Source organism: Flavobacterium suncheonense GH29-5 = DSM 17707, assembly GCF_000430025.1.
Taxonomy (GTDB): domain Bacteria; phylum Bacteroidota; class Bacteroidia; order Flavobacteriales; family Flavobacteriaceae; genus Flavobacterium; species Flavobacterium suncheonense.
In genome coordinates, this window is record NZ_KE387020.1 from 63526 (window position 1) to 83277 (window position 19752).

The following is a 19752-nucleotide window of genomic DNA, read 5'->3' on the forward strand; positions in this document are numbered from 1 at the left end:
CTATTGCAATATGGTTTTGTTTATACGGTCGCTACGTCGCGCAGTTTTAAAACGGTTCCTGTTCTGTATCGGATTTCGTCGGCTAATTGCGGATTGGCGTTTAACGATTGTCCGTACGACGGAATCATTTCTTTCAGTTTTGCCTGCCATTCCGGAGTGGCCAATTCGTCTTTAAAACAACGGCTTAGCAAATCCAACATGATGGAAACCGCTGTAGACGCGCCCGGAGAAGCTCCTAAAAGCACTGCTAACGAACCGTCGGCACAGTTTACCACTTCGGTTCCGAATTCCAAAACGCCTTTTCCGTTTTTGTCTTTTTTGATGACCTGAACGCGTTGTCCGGCATTTTCCAGTGTCCAGTCTTCCGGTTTGGCGTCCGGTAAATATTCTCTTAACGCTTTCATTCGGTCTTCCGACGATTGGAAAACCTGCTCAATCAGATATTTGGTAAGCGGAATATTGTTGATTCCGGCAGAAAGCATCGGTTTAATGTTGTCCAGCTGAATGGATTTCGCCAAATCCAAGTACGAACCGTTCTTTAAGAATTTCGTCGAAAATCCTGCATAAGGCCCGAACAACAAGGCTTTTTTACCGTCAATCATACGGGTATCGATGTGCGGAACTGACATGGGCGGCGCACCCACAGCGGCTTTTCCGTACACTTTTACCTGGTGTTTTGCAATCAATTCTTCATTGGTACATTTCAACCATTGGCCGCTTACCGGGAAACCTCCGTAGCCTTCGCCTTCAGGGATACCTGCTTTTTCCAGCAATAATAACGAACCGCCTCCGGCTCCGATAAATACGAATTTTGTTTTCACGCGTTTTTTTCCTCCGGTTTCCAGATCTTTTACGCGTACGCGCCAGGTGCCATCATCATAGCGGCGAAGTTTTTTCACCTCATGGTTGAAATGCAGCGTTACACCATCCAACGTTTCCAGATACTTGAAAATGCTGCGGGTTAAGGCTCCGAAATTTACATCAGTTCCATATTTCATGGTAGTTGCGGCTACTTTTTTTGCGCCTTTTCTTCCTTCCATGATTAGCGGCGCCCATTCTTTGATGGTTTGCGGATCTTCAGAATATTCCATTTCCTTGAACAAATGGAACTGTTGCAAGGCATCGTAACGCTTTTTAAGGTATTTGGTGTTTTTTTCACCCCATACAAAACTCATGTGCGGCACGTGTTTGATGAAACTTTCCGGATTTTTAAGCAATCCTTTTTCCACCAAATAGGCCCAAAACTGACGGGAAACTTCAAAAGCTTCCACAATTTTCACCGCTTTGGTAGTGTCGATGGAACCGTCTGGTTTTTCAGGCGTGTAGTTCAACTCACAAAACGCGGCGTGACCGGTTCCGGCATTATTCCAGGCATCAGAACTTTCTGCGGCGGCAACGTCCAGACGTTCAAATATTTCGATTTTTAAATTGGGTTGTAGTTCTTTCAGCAGTAATCCTAAGGTGGCACTCATGATACCGGCACCAATCAAAACTACATCTGCTTCAGATTTTTGTGTTGTTGTTTTTGTTGTCATTGCAATGGATTTGAAAGCACAAATTTACGGCTTCCATTGCAAAAATTATCTTAATTTTCAGGGGTTTAGATGCCTTAAAAGCATTTTTAGGGAATTGAAAACGATTTTTAAAACATTTTTCGGGATAGATAATCCTGCAGCATAATTGTTGCGGAAATCTCATCAATCAGCGCTTTATTTTGACGTTGTTTCTTTTTGAGACCACTGTCTATCATGGTCTGGAAAGCCATTTTGGAGGTAAAACGCTCGTCGACACGTTCCATGGGCATATCCGGAAAAGTCTGTTTGAATTTTGCCACGAAAACTTCAATTATCGGTGCGCTTTCCGAAGGCTCGCCGTTCATCTGTTTGGGTTCGCCAATCAGCACTTTTCCGACTTTTTCTTTGCTGAAATACTCCATTAAAAAAGACAAAACGGTTTCCGAAGGAATGGTGGTTAAACCCGAAGCAATAATCTGCATTTCGTCGGTTACGGCGATTCCGGTGCGTTTTAGTCCGTAGTCTATGGCGAGAATTCTTGGCATTTTTTATAAGGTACTAAGTTACAAAGATACTAAGTCGCTAAGGTTTTAAGTAGCAAAAGCCTGTTTTTTTCTTCTTTTTACGAACTTTCCAGACAAACCAGCCCCTTACCCTTTAGCCCCGATGGGAGCGGCACCTTGTAGAGCGGACAGCGGGAACAGGGTTTTTAAACACACCCGAACCCTTCGCTCCAAATGCTTCAACAGGCTCAACCTTATCCCTTATCCCTTATCCCTTATCCCTTATCCCTTTTAACTTATCCCTTTTAACTTCTCCGCAAATCCTTTATCTTTGTGCAAAATCAAATTTTATGAACGCTTTACAAACCATTATTGAACAGGCCTGGGAAAACAGAGCTTTATTACAGGAAGAGAACACGCAAAAAACCATCCGTGAAGTCATTGAGCTTTTAGATGCCGGAAAATTACGTGTAGCCGAACCTAATGAAGGCGGCTGGCAGGTAAACGAATGGGTAAAGAAAGCCGTGGTGATGTATTTCCCGATTCAGAAAATGGAAACTTTGGAAGCGGGGATTTTTGAATACCACGACAAAATGCCTTTAAAACGCAATTATGCCGAAAAAGGAATTCGCGTCGTGCCAAATGCTGTGGCGCGTCACGGTGCTTACATTTCCAGCGGTGTAATTTTGATGCCGAGTTATGTAAACATCGGCGCGTATGTGGATGAAGGAACGATGGTGGACACTTGGGCAACCGTGGGAAGCTGTGCGCAGATTGGCAAAAACGTTCACTTGAGCGGTGGTGTCGGAATTGGCGGGGTTTTAGAACCGTTACAGGCAGCTCCGGTGATTATCGAAGACGGCGCGTTCATCGGTTCGCGTTGCATTGTGGTGGAAGGTGTTCGTGTGGAAACGGAAGCGGTTTTAGGCGCCAACGTTTGTTTGACGGCTTCGACTAAAATTATTGACGTTACCGGTGACACTCCTGTGGAAATGAAAGGTGTGGTTCCGGCGCGTTCGGTGGTGATTCCGGGAAGTTATACGAAGAAGTTTGCCGCGGGAGAATATCAGGTGCCTTGTGCATTGATTATCGGGAAGCGCAAGCCTTCTACGGATTTGAAAACGTCTTTGAATAACGCGTTACGTGAGTACGATGTAGCCGTTTAATAGCTTTTCGATGAAAGTATTGGTGATTCAGCAAAAGATGATTGGGGATGTCCTGGCAAGTACGGTAATTTGTCAGGCCATTAAAGAAATACATCCGGATTGGGAAGTGCATTACATGATTCACTCCAATACCAAACCCGTGGTGGAAAACAATCCTTTCATTGATAAAATTGTCCTTTTTGATTCTCCCAAAAAAAATGCTTTAACGGCATTGATTCGATTTGGAAAACAGTTAAAAAAAGAACATTACGACGCGGTTATCGATGCCTACGGAAAATGGGAAAGTATTTTGCCTGCTTTTTTTTCCGGTGCAAAAATCCGAATCGGTAATAAAAAATGGTACACGAAAATTTTATTTACCCAAACTGTTGTACCGCGTAAAAACATTGAAGGTTCGGCCATTGCACACCGTTTGCAGCTGGCCGAAGCTTTACTGAACACAAAAAGCACGGTTACTTTTCCGAAAATTTTTCTTGCTGAAGAAGAAATTTTTACTGCCCAAAAAAGCATAGAGGAACGACTTTCTCCGGCAATTCCTAAAATTATGATCAGTGTTTTGGGAAGCGGTGCCGACAAAAGTCTTCCTTCAAAGCAAATGGCACAAACATTGGACATTATAGCCCGACAAGGTGAAATGGAATTGCTGTTCAACTTTATGCCTAATCAGGAACATGAGGCCAAAGCAATCTACGATTTGTGTTTGCCGGAAACCCGACAGAAAATTGTTTTCGATTTTTACACCAAAGGCTTGAGAACGTTTCTGGCGGTTTTATCGCAGTGTGATGCTTTAATCGGAAACGAAGGAGGTGCCGTAAATATGGCTAAAGCGTTGAACATTCCAACTTTTACTATTTTTTCGCCCTGGATTAACAAATCTTCCTGGAACATGCTGAGCGATGATCAAAATCATGTTGCCGTACACTTAAACGATTACAATCCGGAGATTTACAATGGAGAACACCCGAAAAAATTTAAAAGTCAGGCTTTGGAATTGTACAAAAAAATAACGCCCGATTTGTATCAGGCGCCTTTAATTTCTTTTGTAAAACGTATTATTTCGTAAATTTTTCGATATACCATTTTACCTGTTCCTCAAGACCCTGCTTAAGGGTTACTTTCGGTTCGTATCCTAACAACCGTCTTGCTTTATCGATTACTGCGGCTGTTTTCTGCTGATCACCTTTTCTGGCCGGCTGATGGTCTATTATCAGCTTTTTGTTCATGATTTCTTCTACGGTTTTAATCCCTTCAGCGGTGGTGTTAACTTCATCTGTGCCTAAATTGATGATTTCACCGTTAACAATAGCTTCCTTTCCGATGATGGCTGCAAGTCCGTCTACAATATCGCCTACATAGGTAAAACTTCTTTCGTGTTTTATACTTCCTTCAAAAAGCGGAAAGGGCTTGTCGTAATATAAATTCTCTATCAGTTTGGTATACAGTTTCTCCGGACGTTCCCTTGGACCAAAAACCGAGTACAGCCTTATGGAACAGGCATTGAGTTTACCCAATCGCTGCATTCCCAAAACCAATTGTTCTCCTGCTAACTTGGTTGTGCCGTAAAAGGATACGGGTTTTGCCGGAGTGTCCTCTCCTACCGTGGCTTCCAAACCGTAAACCGATGAAGTGGCTATATTGACAAAGGATTTAATGCTTTTGTTATACTTAAGTACCGCATCCAGCAAATTCTGGGTGGCATAAATATTATTGTCTACGTATTCCGTTAAAGACGTTGTTGCAGAAATACCCGGCTGGGCTGCTAAGTGAAAAACATAGTCAAATTCCGCTTTAAACACACCGGCTAAATCAGCATTTAAATCGACTGCGTGAATGGCAATTCCTTTTTCGGCCAAATCTTCTGCATTCATTTTCTTTAACGCCACACTGTAATAATCGTTGAAATTATCAATCCCTATTACTTCATGACCCAAAGAAAATAGCTTTTCACACAAATGTGAAGCGATAAATCCGGCAGCTCCAGTTACTAAAATCCTCATCTAATTAGGCTGTTCTTGCTTTTTTATGCCAAAAGGCGTCCATTTAATTTTTTGATCTCTCACTTGTTTTCGAATCGCAAGATTCGCTGCCAGAGATTCCGGCGTTTTATAACCCCGGGCATGATCAAGATGCAAAACAATTGCTTTGTGTCTTATCTGCTTCCCTTTTACACCGTAATTTTCCAGTCGTTCTCCGAATTCCCTGTCGGGGCCGCCGTATTTCATCCGCTCATCATAGCCGTTAATGGCAATCATATCGTCCCGGAAACCAGACGAATTACAATTGTTAAAAGAAGGGGTTGTCGGTGAAATCAAATCCAGCAGTGTGGAGAATTTTTTCTTGGATCCGATTTTCAGAATGTTTGAAAACCCAAGGGAATCAATACTTTTCAACCACTTAACATCAAAACATCTTTCAGTCAGAATGTCTTCTTTCGTGATATGCTTGCTGGTTTTCATCGTAAGTTTACAGTATCCTCCGGATAAAAAATAGCCTCTTTGAGCCTGTTGTGCATGAACTTCCACAAAATCTTTTCTCGGAATGCAGTCGCCGTCCGTCATGATGATGTATTCGTGGGCAGCCTCCACAATGGCAACATTAAGAATTTCCTGTCTTCGGTATCCCAAATCTTCGTGCCATAAATGACGAATCGGAACCGGAAAATTTGCAGCATATCTGTCGATGAGTTCTTTCGTTGATGCTCTGGAACCGTCATCAGCAATGATTAATTCAAAATCTTTATAGGTTTGAATACTGTATCCTATAAGCACTTTTTCCAACCATTCTTCAGCATTGTATGTACTGACAATTACAGATATTTTCATTATTTTGACTGAAAAGTTTTAAATTTCAAAAATAACGCTTTTTTTACAGCCCTGCAATGTATTTGGACTTTATAAAATAATTTTGAAAAATTTCACAACAATTGTGTTTAATCCTTTATTTATTTTACTTTTGTTTTCAGCATAAAATGTAGCGAACCAATAAACCCTGAATGAATTCTTCTTCTGAAAATAAAATTAGTGGACTTGTCATAACACTCAACGAAGAGAAAAATATACAGCCTTTAATTGATAATTTAAGTTTTGCAGACGAAATTATTATTGTTGACTCATTCAGTTCCGACAAAACTGCTGAAATAGCGAAATCCAATCCTTCGGTAAAATTCATTGAAAACAAATTCGAGAATTATTCTGCACAACGGAATTTTGCCATGAGCCTCGCCTCCTATCCCTGGATACTATTCCTTGATGCCGACGAACGGATTCCCGATAATCTGAAAGAAGAAATTATTGCAACGGTAAAAAAACCGGACAGTAAGGACGCGTATTTTTTTTACAGAAAATTTATGTTTAAAAATTCCCCACTTTTGTTCAGCGGCTGGCAAACGGACAAAAACATAAGGCTCTTTAAAAAAGACAAAGCCAATTATGTTCCGGACCGACTGGTACACGAAAAACTGGAAGTAAGGGGTTCGGTCGGAAAGCTAAAAAACCAGTTAATTCATTATTCCTATACGGATTACGAATCGTATAAAGCCAAGATGACGAGCTACGGAAAATTAAAAGCCCAGGAGTTGTTCAGTAAAAACATGAAACCTAATTTCTTTCATTATTATATCAAACCTGCCTACAAATTTTTCCACAGTTATGTAATCCGGTTGGGAATTCTGGACGGAAAAAAAGGACTGACTATCAGCTATCTGAATGCCTACAGTATTTTTGTACGATTCAAAGAGCTGGATAAGCTGTACCGCAAATAATCCTTTACAGGTTGAATCTGGCCTTAAGTTGCCTTTTTCTGTTTATTTTTCGGTTAAAATCCTGTGTTTTATCCCACAGTTCATTAAAAACTTCGTCATACGGTATCCCGTATAATTTTGAGTATTCGTCACTTATCACTTCAATCATTTCTTTTTTTGGTGTTAAATGACTGAGATTCTGCAAGCGTTTTTTTAAATCCAACGATTCGTGGAATTTCATGCGGTTTAAGTCTACCAGATAAAAATGATATTCGCCTTCACCTTCTTTTTTTATCAGTGTGTTTCCCGGAGAATGATCCAAAAATTCCACTCCGTTTTCATGAAGAGAATGGCAAAATCGGGTGAACTGTCTTAATATCAGTTCGTGATTTTCATAATCCGGACAGGTTATTAATTCCCGGAAGGTCAAATCGTACTGAAGATGTTCACTTATATAATAACTTTCACACAACCCCAAATAACTGTAACTCTCATAAAATGCTACAGGCTGCGGTGTTTTTATTCCTTTTTGCAGAAGCAGATTTGCATATTCAAAAGACCTTCTTGCTTTTGACTTTCTGAAATAACGGTAAACCACCTTATTCAGAAATCTAGGCGTTTTAAACGATTTGATATTGAATTCCGATTTCCCTAAACTAAAAACCTTTATAATATTTCTCTTACAATCACCAAACAATCTGCCGGAACCTTTAAAATCTTTGGTTAGTTTAAAGATTTCATTCTTGTAAGCATTGTATTTCTGATGAATGATAAAATTCATGTATTTCGATTTTTTACAAAATAAATCTTTTTTTTAAAAAATAACTAATTAGATTTGCATCCCATAAAAGATTGCAAACTTAACTATTTGATAATGACAGACAAAGCCAATAAATTCACGAAAGAAATCTATCTTGTTTTCCTATTCAATTTGGCTATTATTTTCTTTATTGCGAAACGCTACATGGATTTTCTGGAAAACACTGAAGGTCTTTACACCAAATTGTTTTTGGTTTGCAATACTTTTAGTCATTTTTTCCTGATGGCGCTATTGCCATTTTTGCTGAGCCTATTGGTTTTTAAAGTTTCCAAATCGGTAGCTGCAACCAAGATTACCAATATTACATTGTCAACCCTGCTCATCATTTTTTTAAAAGTTGACACCATCGTTTTCAGTCAATTCCGATACCATTTGTCGCCTATTGTTTTTAAAATGTTTTTCGGAAAAAAATCCGGCGATATTTTTCAGTTTTCACAAAAGAATATCCTGATGGCAGTGCTATTTGTTCTGTTAATTATCGGGGGGCAGATTGCATTATACGCTTTGGCCAGAAAAATTAATTCCGTGCATTTTATCCTGAAGCCAAAACTAGTCTTTCCGGCTTTTCTTATCACACTATTATTCAGTCATTTTTCGTATGCATGGTCCAGCCCTAACCACTACAGACCTGTTACCCAGTTTCGCAATATCTTTCCGGTATATTTTCCGCTGACAGCCGACAGTTTGCTTTCAAGCTGGAATCTGATTGATGAAAATGCCAGCGTAAAAGATTATGGCTTTAAAATTGACAGTGAAAATGCTACGGTTACTTATCCGCTGTCTTCAATTAAAACCGCGAACCAGAATCCCTCAAAAAACATCCTTTTTATTGTGGTAGATTCTTGGCAGTATTCCTGTTTTAATGAAAAAGTTACGCCATTTCTGTATGATTTTTCCAAACAGTGTCAGGTTTTTACCAACCATATGAGCGGATCCAATCGTACAACAGGCGGTATTTTCTCTTTGTTTTATGGAATTCCGGCGACTTATTACGATACGTTTACAGGACAAAAAATAGCTCCAGTTTTATTGGATGAATTGCAAAAAAATAATTACGATTTAGGCATTTACTCCAGTTCTACTTTAGAAAACCCGCCTTTCAATCAAAATGTTTTTTCGAATATAAAAAACCTGCGGTTGTCTTCAAAAGGAGATTCACCATCGGAAAGAGACGGTAACATTACGGAAGAATGGCTTGACAGAATCGACAGAAGAAACCCGGCAAAACCTTTCTTTGGCTTTTTATTTTATGATGCAGCCCATGGCTTTGATCATCCGAATACCTACAATTCTCCGTTTCAGCCTGAATTGAAAACGGTGGATTATTTGGCCATGGACAAAGATTACAACCCCGATCAATTAATAAATCGGTATAAAAATTCGTTGCATTTTGTCGACAGCCAAATCCAGAAAGTGCTGCAACAGTTAAAAGACAAAAACTTACTGGAGTCGACACTCATCGTTATTACGGCAGATCATGGTCAGGAATTCAATGAAAACAAAAAAGGATACTGGCAACACGGCGGAAATTTCTCAAAATATCAGGTTCAGGTACCGATGATGATTTTTGATGCTTCCAAGACTCCTAAAGTTCACGGACACAAAACCCTTCACTATGACATCTCTGCCACTTTGCTTTCGTCTGTTTTTCAGGTTCAAAATCCGCTTTCTGATTACAGTTTCGGCCGCAACATCTATGAAACAAGCAACAGACCTTACTTTATATGTGGTTTTAATGAAAAATATGCAGTAATTGAAGATTCGAAAATTACCACTATTGAACCTTCTGGTATATTTGAAGTTACAGACCACAAATTGAATCCTTTGGATCAGAAACACATCGATTACCGTGCCGTAAGTAACGCATTAACAGAGATGAGTGTGTTTTATTCCAAGCGATAACTTCGGGTTAGTAGTTCTTCCAAAATTTAAGTTTGCGCTTTAACCGCCGCTTTCTTTCAAACTTATCCCAAAGCTTATCTGCTTCTTTTTGAAGTAAGCCGCAAAACAAGGTTTCATCTACCTGATACAGCTTAGCATAAGCAGTTCCCAAAACCGAATTGATCTGTTTATCTGTAGTCAGTTTGGCCAAGTTCTTCGCTCTTTGTTCCAGGGATATGGATTCGTGAAACTTCATTCTGTTCAAATCCACCAAGAAAAAATCGTATTCCCCGTCTGCCCTTTTCCTGAAGAGAGTATTTCCTCCCGTATTATCCATAAATTCAATACCTTCATTGTGAATTTTAAAGTAAAACGCAGCCGACTGACGGATAATTTCTTCTCGGTCAGGAAACTCGGGCTCAAATCGCAAGGTTTGAAACATTCCGTCGATATCCTGTTGCTGTGAAAAATAATAACTTCGCTGTAACCCCAGAGTTTTTTTTTCCAGATAATACGCGAAAGGTTGTGGCGTTCCTATTCCTTTGTTCAGTAAGAGATTGGCGTATTCAAACGATCGCTGTGCTTTGGATTTTCTGAAAAAACCATAAACAATTCCGTTGATAAAGTTAGGGCTTTTAAAAGACTTTACATTTACCTTTAAACCGGCTGCATCAAATGCCCGGATGGCATTTCGCTTTCCGAAACCCACTTGTTCACCGGAAGTTTCAAAATCCTTTAAAATGCTGTCAAACCGGTCTTCAAAGTGCTTATACTCCGGATTAAATACTTTTTCCATTAAATAACGCCAATTACAACTGCAAAAGTAAGTTATTTTATCTATTTCACTTATTTTTACAAAAAAATAAGCCATGTTTAATCACTACCTAATTACACGTTTTAATCTGAAAAATCCCGAATGGGACCGCACTAAGAACAATGAGACTTTATTAGATAACGCGTGGATGAATGAACGTTTACATCTGTTTGAAACGTATTGTTTGCCTTCTGTTACGGGACAAACCAATCAGAATTTTGAATGGCTTCTTTTTTTTGACAGTTCCACCAGTCAGGAGTTCAGAAACCGAATACTGGCTACAACTGAAAAACATACAAATATTAAACTGTTTTTCATTGACGGAATGCCGGAATTTAAAGACAGCATACTGAACTATGTCGTTGAAAACAACAGAAAAGATTATTTAATTACTTCCCGTATAGACAATGATGACTGCATTCACAAAAACTATATTGATGAAATTCAGAAAATGTTCCGCAAACAGGAGTTTTTAGCCATCGATGTTATAAATGGTTACACACTGCAGGTGGAACCTGATTTTATTTTGGGCAAAAAAGATCATATTTTCAATCCGTTCATGAGTTTGATTGAACGCAATGAAAATCCTAAAACCGTTTGGCATTACAGTCATAATATGTGGAAAAAGGAACCCCGGATTATTCATCACAAAGGGGAACGGTTGTGGCTTTCCATCATACACGGGAAAAACAAAGTCAATGAATTTGACGGATACGGGAACATCTGCTGGAATTCAATCCGCGAAAATTTTATTATTGATGAAGCGGTGAGTACACAAATTAGCAACACGCAATTAACGTTCGGGAAATGGTGGTTTTTGAGTCTGCGGAATTTTCTTTATGTAAAAATGGTGCTGCTGAGCAAGCAATTCAAGAAAGCAATAGGACTCTACAAAGTAAAATAGAGTCCTGTTAAAGCTGTTTATTTAAAAAGAAATTTAAACCACTGCCCGAAGTTCTTGAAAAACAAATACATTTTGCCCAGTTTCAGTTTTTCAGAGGCTTGGGTATATTTTTTAACCTCTTCTATATTTCTCGTCGGGAAATAATCTAAGGTTTTCCAACGGTCCGGTTCTATATAGTAGAAATCCTTAAAGTCTTTATAATTCGTTTCGTTTACCTTTAACCATTTGTCCATAAAACTGTCGTTAACATGGGTATTGTGGCTCCAGTTTTTCAGTTTAAAACGCAATTCTTCTTCGGTACGGGAAACCGATTCATGTAATACCAGACTGTCTAAATAAATCACACGCTCGTTGGTTCTGCGAAAAGCTTTATAATTCGGGTAATTGGTCGCGAAAATGGATTTCATCGGTTTGTCTACATACAAAATTCCGTTTTCGGTGTATTTGTAAATAATCAGCCAAAAAGCGGCAATCTGAATTTTATGTTTTTCAGGATTGTCCAGATAATGGTCGTACTTTCTGAGCTGTTTAACAAAACCCTCAAAATCAATAAAATATTCGTCACTGTCCACTTGAATCAGCCAGTTTCCGATTCCCATTTTATCCGAAAGCATTTTGCGCTCCCGGGTATCCATCTGGGTTGTCGTTAAGGACGGTACGTAAAAATTGTCGTAGTAAAGTTCAATTTTATTATCGGTGTCAAATTCCTTTAACCATACATAAAAAGAAGGATCTACGGTAAATTTATTTCCGGACCAAGTCATGGAATTTTCATCAATTGCAATAAAAATTCTGTCTGAAGCTTTGTAAACCGGCGGAATGGCCAGTTTTAAAAGTTCGTAATCGTATGATAATAAAAACCCTACGTGTATTTTTTTCATCTTTCGCGTTTAAAATTTAAACAATCTCTTAATTTTCCGCAACAGGAAATTTCCTTTAACAGCTTTTCCTCTGTAAATCCCTTTATTAAAACCTAAGGCTTTGTAATAATGATGGTCCAATCCGAAAGTTTCGTTCCAATGCCCGTATTTGATTGGTTCTTCCGGAGGGATTACCGGAAAAACATAGTCCTTGTCTGTTAAAATCCGAATCAGATCTTCGTGATTTTCGGGAACCACAAAACAGCTAAGATTTTCATATGCCGCTTTGCCCAACAACACCACATTTTTATTAGCAAATGCTGCTTCAACACCAACTGTAGAACCAAAAACAACGATGATGTCACTGGCGCGGATTAGTGCATAAGTGTCTACCTTATCTTCGGCAGCGATTATTTCCACAGAGGGGATTTTGGCAATTTCGCTATTCAGAAACCGTATCTGTGTGTTATCCTGATTTCTTAAATTCGGATGTACTCTTAAATAAAGTTTTACGTCCGGATGTGCGGTCAAATCTTCACAAATCCGTTTAATTCCTTCATTGTCATCCGGATAAAAATACGGCCCAAACCCTTCAAGCCCTTCGTATTCATCCAATGACGAATTAAAAATAGTGATTACTTTTTTCCCGTTCAGTTCCTTAAAACTTGCCGGTAACCGTCCCTCCTGCTGTTCTTTTGTAAAAGAATGCCAGGCGTCTTCAACACCTTTAATTTTATTGGTAAAGAAACTTGTCCCTTTTTCGTATTTGTCTTCCGCACCGTTTGCCCATAATTCTTCCATTTCGGCACTGATGGTTTCAATGGAATGCGGGATGGACTTATAGCGGAACAAAAACGTATTCAGCTTTCCGCCTTTTTCATGGGTTGCATAGTCAATATTCATTTGCTGACAGGCGCGTAAAAGCGGTCGGTTCTCGATAAATCTTCCGTTGAAAAACACAACAAGGTCGGGTTTTATACGGGATAAGATGGTGGTAAAAACATCGTACAGATAAGCGCCGGTGATTAAGCCTCTTTCCACGAAATTGTGGTAACGCTCCAAATCAGGCTCGTGATCGCGGGTATACGAAACCAGCGATGAAACCGTTGCCAAGCCTAAATCGTACTCTTTATAATGATATTGTTTTAATTCTTTAACCGAAGAAAAATGCAGTCCTTCAAAGGGCTTTTTACTTTTAAACTCTTCAACATCAGCAAATTCCTTATATTTAAGCAGATGAAGGTTTTTGGCATTCACATTGTGTTTTTTCACCACTTTTGCCCCTTTGGAAACGCGGGAATAACAAACCTTACAATGCATTTTCTTATGCAGCGGATTGTAATAGCAAGCCTGAAAGTCGCCTTCACACTGAATCCAGTAAACCGTATTGTTTTGCTCTAACAGCCGTTCAATAATCTCCATTTCCGTCTCTAAATGAGGGGAAGTGTGGTTGGAGGTTTGCACCAAAATTACGGAATTACTTATTTCTAAAAATTTACTCATTATAATTGTTTGACTTAAAAAGACTTAACTTATATTACTGTATGAATACGAATACTCATTTAACTGATTTTGATACTCTTCGTTGATAAGACTCAAATTCGTAGGCGAAGATGTTTGTCCGAACAAACTGTTGCTGAACTGAATCTGAAACAATAATCGCTTGCCTTTTAACAATTCTTTCCCTTTGTGGAATCCTCTTGTATCGACTGCGATGATGCTTCCTTTCTTCCCGGTTATTTCAATAAGATTCTCTTTTCCGTAGATGCTTTCTATCTCTTTGTCTTCAAACCTGCCGTCTCTGTTGACTTCTTTCGGCAAATCGGTATGAGATCCTTTTACATAACAGTGCGGTCCCGTATCAGTGTCTACATCGGTAATATAAAAAAAGAATTTGATAAACTTGATTCGGTCCAAATCGAAATGATACATTTGGGCAGCACCATTCTTCCCTATTCCGTTGAAAGGCGCACTCCACCAAAAAGCAACCAAATCCAAAATAGGTTTGCAGCCAAGGTATTCCTGAGCAAATTTCAATAAAGAGAAATCAAAGATTAACTTTTGCAACGGTTTACATTGTAAAATTTCACTGTTGCTAAACTGATATCTCGGAGAAATTGGGTTAGCACTGTCAAAAATTACTTTCTCGGAAGAATAATCCTGAGCATTTGTTTTCGTATCCAGATATGAAACCGGTGTTTTGGCGGCATATTCATAAATTTCTGCAAGAGCATCTTCATCCAGACAGGCATCAAAAACGTAATAACCGTCTTTTCTGAACTGTTCTAAAGCAGCCTCTCCAGAGTTTTTCAAAATCCCCGATTGAGGAATATTGGCATATTTCCCGATTTTTTCCGCAATTTGTTCGGACAATTCATCGTTACTCCTGCCGTGCGTTAAGACAAATATTTTACGGAAAGCTTTATATCCTTTCCCGCTGAACTTATTACTTTTCTGAAATTCAGCATATTCTTTATCGAAGATACTTTGGTATTTTCTTTTTTTAAAAAATGTGGTAACACTCTTAAGCATAATTTCTCAGTATTAATTCACCGTTATTCAAAATACTCCAATTTCATGGGCATTCCTTTCTCTAAATCCAACTTGGCGGTTTTCCCGATAATCTGATGATAATACTTCGGATGCAACCCAAATCCCGGACGCACGGAACGCAAATTCTTTTCCGTAAACACTTCACCGGCTTTAATAGCTTCGGCAATGTACAGCGAACGGCTGAAATCTTTCCCTTTTGCCTGTTTTTCCGTTAGCGTGTAATCTACCACACCGATGGCTTTTTCCGCTTCGCGAACCGCTTTTACCATTGCGGTAAATTCTTCTTCATTCATCGAAAACGAAGCATCCGGACCGCCAATGGAACGATCTAAAATAAAATGTTTCTCAATGATTTTCGCACCGAAAGCGGTTGCTACTACCGGAACAGTTGCTCCCATGGTATGATCCGACAAACCGCTGATGACGTTATATCGCTCGGCTAAATCTTTTACCATAATCATGTTGGCTTCTTCAATCGGGGCCGGATAACTTGAGGTGCATTTCAGCAAAGCGATATCGTTGTTTCCCATTCGTTTACAAGCGTCCAGAGCCAATTCAATGTCTTCTTTTTCGGCGATTCCGGTGGAAATTATGATGGGTTTTCCTTTGGAAGCAACGTATTCAATTAACGGAATATCGGTAATTTCAAAAGAAGCAATTTTATAGGCCGGACTGTTCAGCGATTCCAAAAAGTCGACCGCTGTTTTGTCAAAAGGAGACGAAAAACAAATCAGGCCTTCTTCTTTGGCTGTCTTATAGATTTCCGCGTGCCATTCCCAGGGTGTATAGGCTTCCTGATATAATGAATGTAGTTTCTTACCGTCCCAAATCGTGCCTTTAATCACAAAATCTTCTTTGTCGGAATCCAGCGTGATGGTATCCGCCGTATACGTTTGCAGTTTTATACAATCAGCACCGGCTCTTTTAGCCGCTCTTACGGTTTCCAACGCGGTTTCAAGACTTCCGTTATGATTGGCCGAAAGTTCTGCTATGATAAAAACGGGCGATGAATCTCCGATGGTGAAATTATCTATTTTCATAACTTTTGATGTAGTGGAAACTGGCAACATTTTCATAATCAACCGTTTCCTTTAACTGATATCCTGCTTTTTCAAAGGCTTTGGCCGAAGCCGGATTATCCAATTTAATATAAGCACTGATGCAAATTTCAGGATTTTTAACCAAAAATGCAGCAGAAGCCTGTGCGATCATTTTAGCGGCATAACCTTTTCCTCTGTGTTTTTCATCTGTTGAAATGCCTATTATTGCTGAAGCCGTAGCTGTTTTCTGAATCCGGACCTGACCTATATTTACATTGTCGTGGTTCTGAAAAACCACCATAAAGCAATTTTCGTCCTTCAGTTTCGAGGCAAACCATTTCACATGATTTTCATACGGAATCGTTTCCGAACTATAGGAGTTACTTCTTACTGTCGGATCATTAGCCCAAGTATAATACAACGCCACATCGGTGTCCAAAGCCTTTCGAAACCAGACATTTGTGTTTATTTTGGAGTGAATGAGTACATCCAGATATTTTCCGTCAAAAAAACAATGTTCGGGCAATCGTGCCTCTTCCCGAAAACCGGATTCGAGCAACACCGGATACAAATGCGGGCGCAAATCGAAAGCGTAGGTGAAAATTTTGTGAAACTTCAGTTCCTCAAACGCTACTTTTTCTATCAGTTTAAGGTAATTGGACCAAAACCCGGCAAAATGTTCTTTTTCAAGTTCGGTTTTCATGATAAAGGAAATCTCCGCATGTTTATCAACCCAATTGATGTGCACCAAACCACCATATCCGACAAACTGATTGTCCTGAAAGAACGAAAACAGAAGCTGTCCCGGTCTCTCCGTTTCAAACAAAGCGGAAACCACAGTGGCAAAATACTGCTCCTGTTTTTCTGCGGTTAACGGTTCCGACTGGCGCAAATGGTACAATTGCTCGTTTCTGATGTTTAAAATAGCATACTTATCTTCATCCCGTATCGGTTCGATATGGAACGTATTCTCCTTGAAAATATTAGTATGCAGACATTTGTACTCGCGCATCGGAAACTAAAATTATAAGGTTCTTCTGAAAACAGGTTTGGCCGGCTCTCCAACTAAGAATTTCTCGTAGCCTGTCTCTAGCGCTTCCTGATAAACTTTCAACGATTCACCGAAAGCTTTGGCAAAGTAATACACATCTTCCTCCGTATGTGAAAAACACGGTACAAAAGCGCCCTGAAACAGCACGCCGCGTTTAATCATTTCCTGCATGAACAAAGTTCTGAAACCTTGACTTACGGCTCCGGATTTGTCTTTAAACACAAAAAACGGCATCCATTCGGCGGCTACCACTTCGATGTAAGCCGATAAATTGCTTTCGGTTACCAGCTGCTGGCACAATTCGGCTAATTTTCTTCCGATTTGATGGTTGTGCGCAATTACATTTTTGTTCTGATATTCTTTTATGGTTGCAATCGCAGCAGCCAATCCGTGGGTTTCCCCGCCGTGCGTAGTGGAAATTAAGAATACTTTTTCTTCGCCTGTATTTCTGATGCCGCCCATTTCCATGATGTCTTTGGTTCCGGTTAAGGCGCAAAACGAAAAACCGTTGGCAATGCCTTTTCCCCAGGTAGCCATGTCCGGTGTGATTCCGTATTTGGTGATGGAACCCGGGAATTCGGTTTTGAAACCGGTTACCATTTCATCGGCTATGAACAACGCACCATTTTCGTGGCACAGCTCAATAGCCTGTTTCAAAAAGTCAGCAACGTTAAAATCGGCAGGAAGATGCGGATAATTGCCTTTTTCAGGCTCTGTAATCACACAGGCAACCTGTCCGGGATGTTTCGCAAAAAGTTCGCGCAACGAATCAATGTTAAACGACTGAAAAGTTACCGACAAATCGCTGATGGCTTCCGGAACTCCTTTGTTACAGGCTGTTTTCCCGATAAACCAATCGTCGTAACTGTAAAAAGGATGATCGACCGGAAAAGCAACCAAATCCCGACCAGTTTTGGCTCGGGCCAATTTCACGGCTGCAGTGGTTACAATCGAACCGTTTTTGGAAAATTTCACCATATCGTGTCCGGGCACTAATGCTAAAAAGGTTTCCGCCATTTCTTTTTCCAAGGCTGACGGACGCTGAAAGTTCACCCCATTCTCCAGTTCATTGCGAACTGCGTCCAAAACCGGCTCGTAAGCGTGACCTAAACTCACACTGGTAAGTCCCATGGAACAATCCAGGTATTCGTTACCGTCTACGTCCCAAATGTGAGAGCCTTTTCCGCGTACGATGGCTGCCGGAGACAAAATCGGGAACTGGTCATCGCCTTTCGAATAAGTGTGACTTCCGCCCGGAATCAGGTTGTGAATCGCATTTCGGTATTCGTCTGATGCTTTGAAATTTGTGATGTTTCGCAGCTGTATTTCGTTAAATTTACTTTTCATATAACCTTCGTTTCTGAGTATAGAATCGTTTATTTTTCTGATTTCACTATTATTGAGCAGATAATCTGCATAAGTAATCCATTTTTCCTGACTGCCTAAGGTAGTAATTAAATGGCTAATTACCTTTAAATCATTGGGTTCATCTACCGTAATTCGCAATGAAGCGTATCTTGCATCCAGCGATAAGGGCTGAATTTTCTGTTTGGCATTTCGTCTGATGTAAGGCGTTACATGTTCTCTGTCGGCGGTCAATTCCGCTTTTTCCCATGCCTGCTGCAGCATTTCAAAACTGAAAACCTCAACATCCAAACCGTCCGGATAACTTTCCTGGGATTGATTGGAATGGTACTCCAGCTGATTTTCAATACAGAAGGCAATCGTCTGGTCGATTAATTCGGCATCGATTAACGGACAATCGGAAGTAATCCGAACCACATACTGCGGTAGCTCCTCACGAACCGCCTGATAAAAACGGTCTAAAACGTCTTCAAGACTGCCTTTGTAACTTGTTACACCATGCGCTTTGGCAATGGCTACAATTAAGTCGGAATCCGTTTCGTTAGTCGTCGCTACTTTCCATTTCCCGACAAGTTTAGATTGCAAAGCGCGCTCTAAATGGTAATCCAAAAGCGTTTTACCCAAAACCGTTTGCAATACTTTTCGGGGCAATCGGGTAGAACCGATTCGGGCTTGTGTTACTCCTACTATTTTCACCAGTTTGCCGGATTTAAAAGGTTTTTATCTTCTATTTCAAGGGCTTCCAGAGCCGAAATCAAATCCGGAACCGGTTGCCAGTTTTTTATACTTGTACAATTATCGCGTAACTGCGATGCATTTTCAACTCCTATCACAACCTCATCGATATAGGGATTCGTTACGGCGTAATTGAGCGCTGCATCTCCCACTGTGCAATTAGCTTCCTTACAAAGCGCCTGCAATTGCGTTAAAGATGGTGACAATGAACGTAATTTTTCAGGTAGCGATTGCGGATTCATAAAATACAATCCCTGCAAAAAGACTGAACGCACATGAATTTCTGTGCCCAATGCTTTCAACTGAGGTAAATATTCCTGAAACTTCCGATCCAGTATACTAAACGGCAATTGCACCATATCCGGAACACATTGCAGATCCAATAATTGCTCCAATTGTTCAGGCTGGTATAATGAATATCCGATTTTAGCAACTTTCCCGTCGGCTTTAAATTCCTGAAGCACAGTCCATAAATCAGGATTTTGAAGTAATACATCTGCGTTATGAGCCAAATAGCCGTAAATACTGTTTTGTTGCAATCGCGATAACGAATCTTCAAAACTTGTCCGCAAAGCATCTGAAGTGGTTAAAATTGGAAATTTAGTGATGATTTCAAATCGGTTTTCGGCTAAAAATCCCAAACGCTCTTCTGCATTTCCGTAAGCGTAAGCGATATCTAATTTGGTAATACCCTGCACCTGAGCCTCCTGCAAAATCTCCTTCAACGCTAAATCTGAAGGAATTCCGCTGGTATTTGAAATTCCGTACTGAATTCCAAACTGAACCGTTCCTAGTGTGAGTTTCAAA

At 40.0% G+C, this 19752-nt stretch carries 18 protein-coding genes; 5 read left to right on the forward strand and 13 right to left on the reverse strand.

Going from position 1 to position 19752, the window contains the following annotated elements:
- Positions 1 to 20: 20 nt before the first annotated feature.
- Complete coding sequence (locus tag G498_RS0110445; protein WP_026981098.1) at positions 21 to 1535, reverse strand: malate:quinone oxidoreductase; 1515 nt, start codon at positions 1533 to 1535, stop codon at positions 21 to 23.
- Between the two features lie 107 nt (positions 1536 to 1642).
- Entirely contained in the window at positions 1643 to 2059 is a 417-nt protein-coding gene (ruvX, locus tag G498_RS0110450; RefSeq protein ID WP_026981099.1) for a Holliday junction resolvase RuvX, read from the reverse strand.
- A gap of 308 nt (positions 2060 to 2367) precedes the next feature.
- On the opposite strand from ruvX, the gene G498_RS0110455 reads away from it, so the two are divergent.
- Together G498_RS0110455 and G498_RS0110460 are read left to right on the forward strand one after the other, a co-directional pair.
- Positions 2368 to 3183, forward strand: coding sequence for a 2,3,4,5-tetrahydropyridine-2,6-dicarboxylate N-succinyltransferase (locus tag G498_RS0110455; protein ID WP_026981100.1), 816 nt, complete (start codon positions 2368 to 2370; stop codon positions 3181 to 3183).
- Positions 3184 to 3193: 10 nt separating this feature from the next.
- Positions 3194 to 4246 carry a glycosyltransferase family 9 protein gene (locus G498_RS0110460; RefSeq protein WP_026981101.1) on the forward strand — a complete coding sequence of 351 codons (1053 nt, stop codon included), beginning with the start codon at positions 3194 to 3196 and terminating at the stop codon, positions 4244 to 4246.
- Here the strand turns inward: G498_RS0110460 and G498_RS0110465 are convergent.
- Both G498_RS0110465 and G498_RS0110470 read right to left on the reverse strand, forming a co-directional pair.
- Positions 4236 to 5180 (reverse strand): NAD-dependent epimerase/dehydratase family protein, encoded by a 945-nt coding sequence (locus G498_RS0110465; RefSeq protein ID WP_026981102.1) that lies wholly within the window; start codon positions 5178 to 5180, stop codon positions 4236 to 4238. The two genes, G498_RS0110460 and G498_RS0110465, sit on opposite strands and share 11 nt — an antisense overlap.
- Positions 5181 to 6005: a glycosyltransferase family 2 protein gene (locus G498_RS0110470; RefSeq protein WP_026981103.1), complete on the reverse strand. Its 825-nt coding sequence runs from the start codon at positions 6003 to 6005 to the stop codon at positions 5181 to 5183.
- Between the two features lie 170 nt (positions 6006 to 6175).
- Here G498_RS0110470 and G498_RS0110475 point away from each other — a divergent pair, with 170 nt between their 5' ends.
- Positions 6176 to 6943 carry a glycosyltransferase family 2 protein gene (locus G498_RS0110475; protein ID WP_026981104.1) on the forward strand — a complete coding sequence of 256 codons (768 nt, stop codon included), beginning with the start codon at positions 6176 to 6178 and terminating at the stop codon, positions 6941 to 6943.
- 4 nt (positions 6944 to 6947) lie between these two features.
- Here G498_RS0110475 and G498_RS0110480 read toward each other — a convergent pair whose 3' ends face one another.
- Entirely contained in the window at positions 6948 to 7703 is a 756-nt protein-coding gene (locus tag G498_RS0110480; protein WP_026981105.1) for a lipopolysaccharide kinase InaA family protein, read from the reverse strand.
- Between the two features lie 93 nt (positions 7704 to 7796).
- Here G498_RS0110480 and G498_RS0110485 point away from each other — a divergent pair, with 93 nt between their 5' ends.
- Entirely contained in the window at positions 7797 to 9644 is a 1848-nt protein-coding gene (locus G498_RS0110485) for a DUF3413 domain-containing protein (RefSeq protein WP_026981106.1), read from the forward strand.
- Positions 9645 to 9651: 7 nt separating this feature from the next.
- Here G498_RS0110485 and G498_RS0110490 read toward each other — a convergent pair whose 3' ends face one another.
- Entirely contained in the window at positions 9652 to 10419 is a 768-nt protein-coding gene (locus G498_RS0110490; protein WP_026981107.1) for a hypothetical protein, read from the reverse strand.
- Positions 10420 to 10492: 73 nt separating this feature from the next.
- On the opposite strand from G498_RS0110490, the gene G498_RS0110495 reads away from it, so the two are divergent.
- Positions 10493 to 11341, forward strand: a complete 849-nt coding sequence (locus G498_RS0110495; protein ID WP_026981108.1) for a glycosyltransferase — start codon at positions 10493 to 10495, stop codon at positions 11339 to 11341.
- Between the two features lie 17 nt (positions 11342 to 11358).
- Here the strand turns inward: G498_RS0110495 and G498_RS0110500 are convergent, their stop codons facing one another.
- The 7 genes from G498_RS0110500 to G498_RS0110535 are packed head-to-tail and all read right to left on the reverse strand — an operon-like array spanning position 11359 to position 19751.
- Positions 11359 to 12222, reverse strand: coding sequence for a hypothetical protein (locus G498_RS0110500; protein ID WP_026981109.1), 864 nt, complete (start codon positions 12220 to 12222; stop codon positions 11359 to 11361).
- 9 nt (positions 12223 to 12231) lie between these two features.
- Positions 12232 to 13704, reverse strand: coding sequence for a capsular polysaccharide export protein, LipB/KpsS family (locus G498_RS0110505; protein WP_026981110.1), 1473 nt, complete (start codon positions 13702 to 13704; stop codon positions 12232 to 12234).
- A gap of 24 nt (positions 13705 to 13728) precedes the next feature.
- The gene (locus G498_RS15475) at positions 13729 to 14733 is read right to left on the reverse strand and encodes a phytanoyl-CoA dioxygenase family protein (RefSeq protein ID WP_051269855.1); all 1005 of its coding nucleotides are present in this window, start codon (positions 14731 to 14733) and stop codon (positions 13729 to 13731) included.
- 23 nt (positions 14734 to 14756) lie between these two features.
- A complete protein-coding gene (gene pseI / locus G498_RS0110515; RefSeq protein WP_026981111.1) occupies positions 14757 to 15794 on the reverse strand; it encodes a pseudaminic acid synthase in 1038 nt (345 codons plus the stop codon).
- A complete protein-coding gene (locus G498_RS15630) occupies positions 15781 to 16806 on the reverse strand; it encodes a GNAT family N-acetyltransferase (RefSeq protein WP_081694229.1) in 1026 nt (341 codons plus the stop codon). The genes pseI and G498_RS15630 overlap by 14 nt, the downstream gene beginning before the upstream one ends.
- A gap of 12 nt (positions 16807 to 16818) precedes the next feature.
- Positions 16819 to 18906: a glutamate-1-semialdehyde 2,1-aminomutase gene (locus tag G498_RS0110530; RefSeq protein ID WP_081694230.1), complete on the reverse strand. Its 2088-nt coding sequence runs from the start codon at positions 18904 to 18906 to the stop codon at positions 16819 to 16821.
- Entirely contained in the window at positions 18903 to 19751 is an 849-nt protein-coding gene (locus tag G498_RS0110535) for an aldo/keto reductase (protein ID WP_026981113.1), read from the reverse strand. The genes G498_RS0110530 and G498_RS0110535 overlap by 4 nt, the downstream gene beginning before the upstream one ends.
- Between the last annotated feature and the right edge of the window lies 1 nt (position 19752).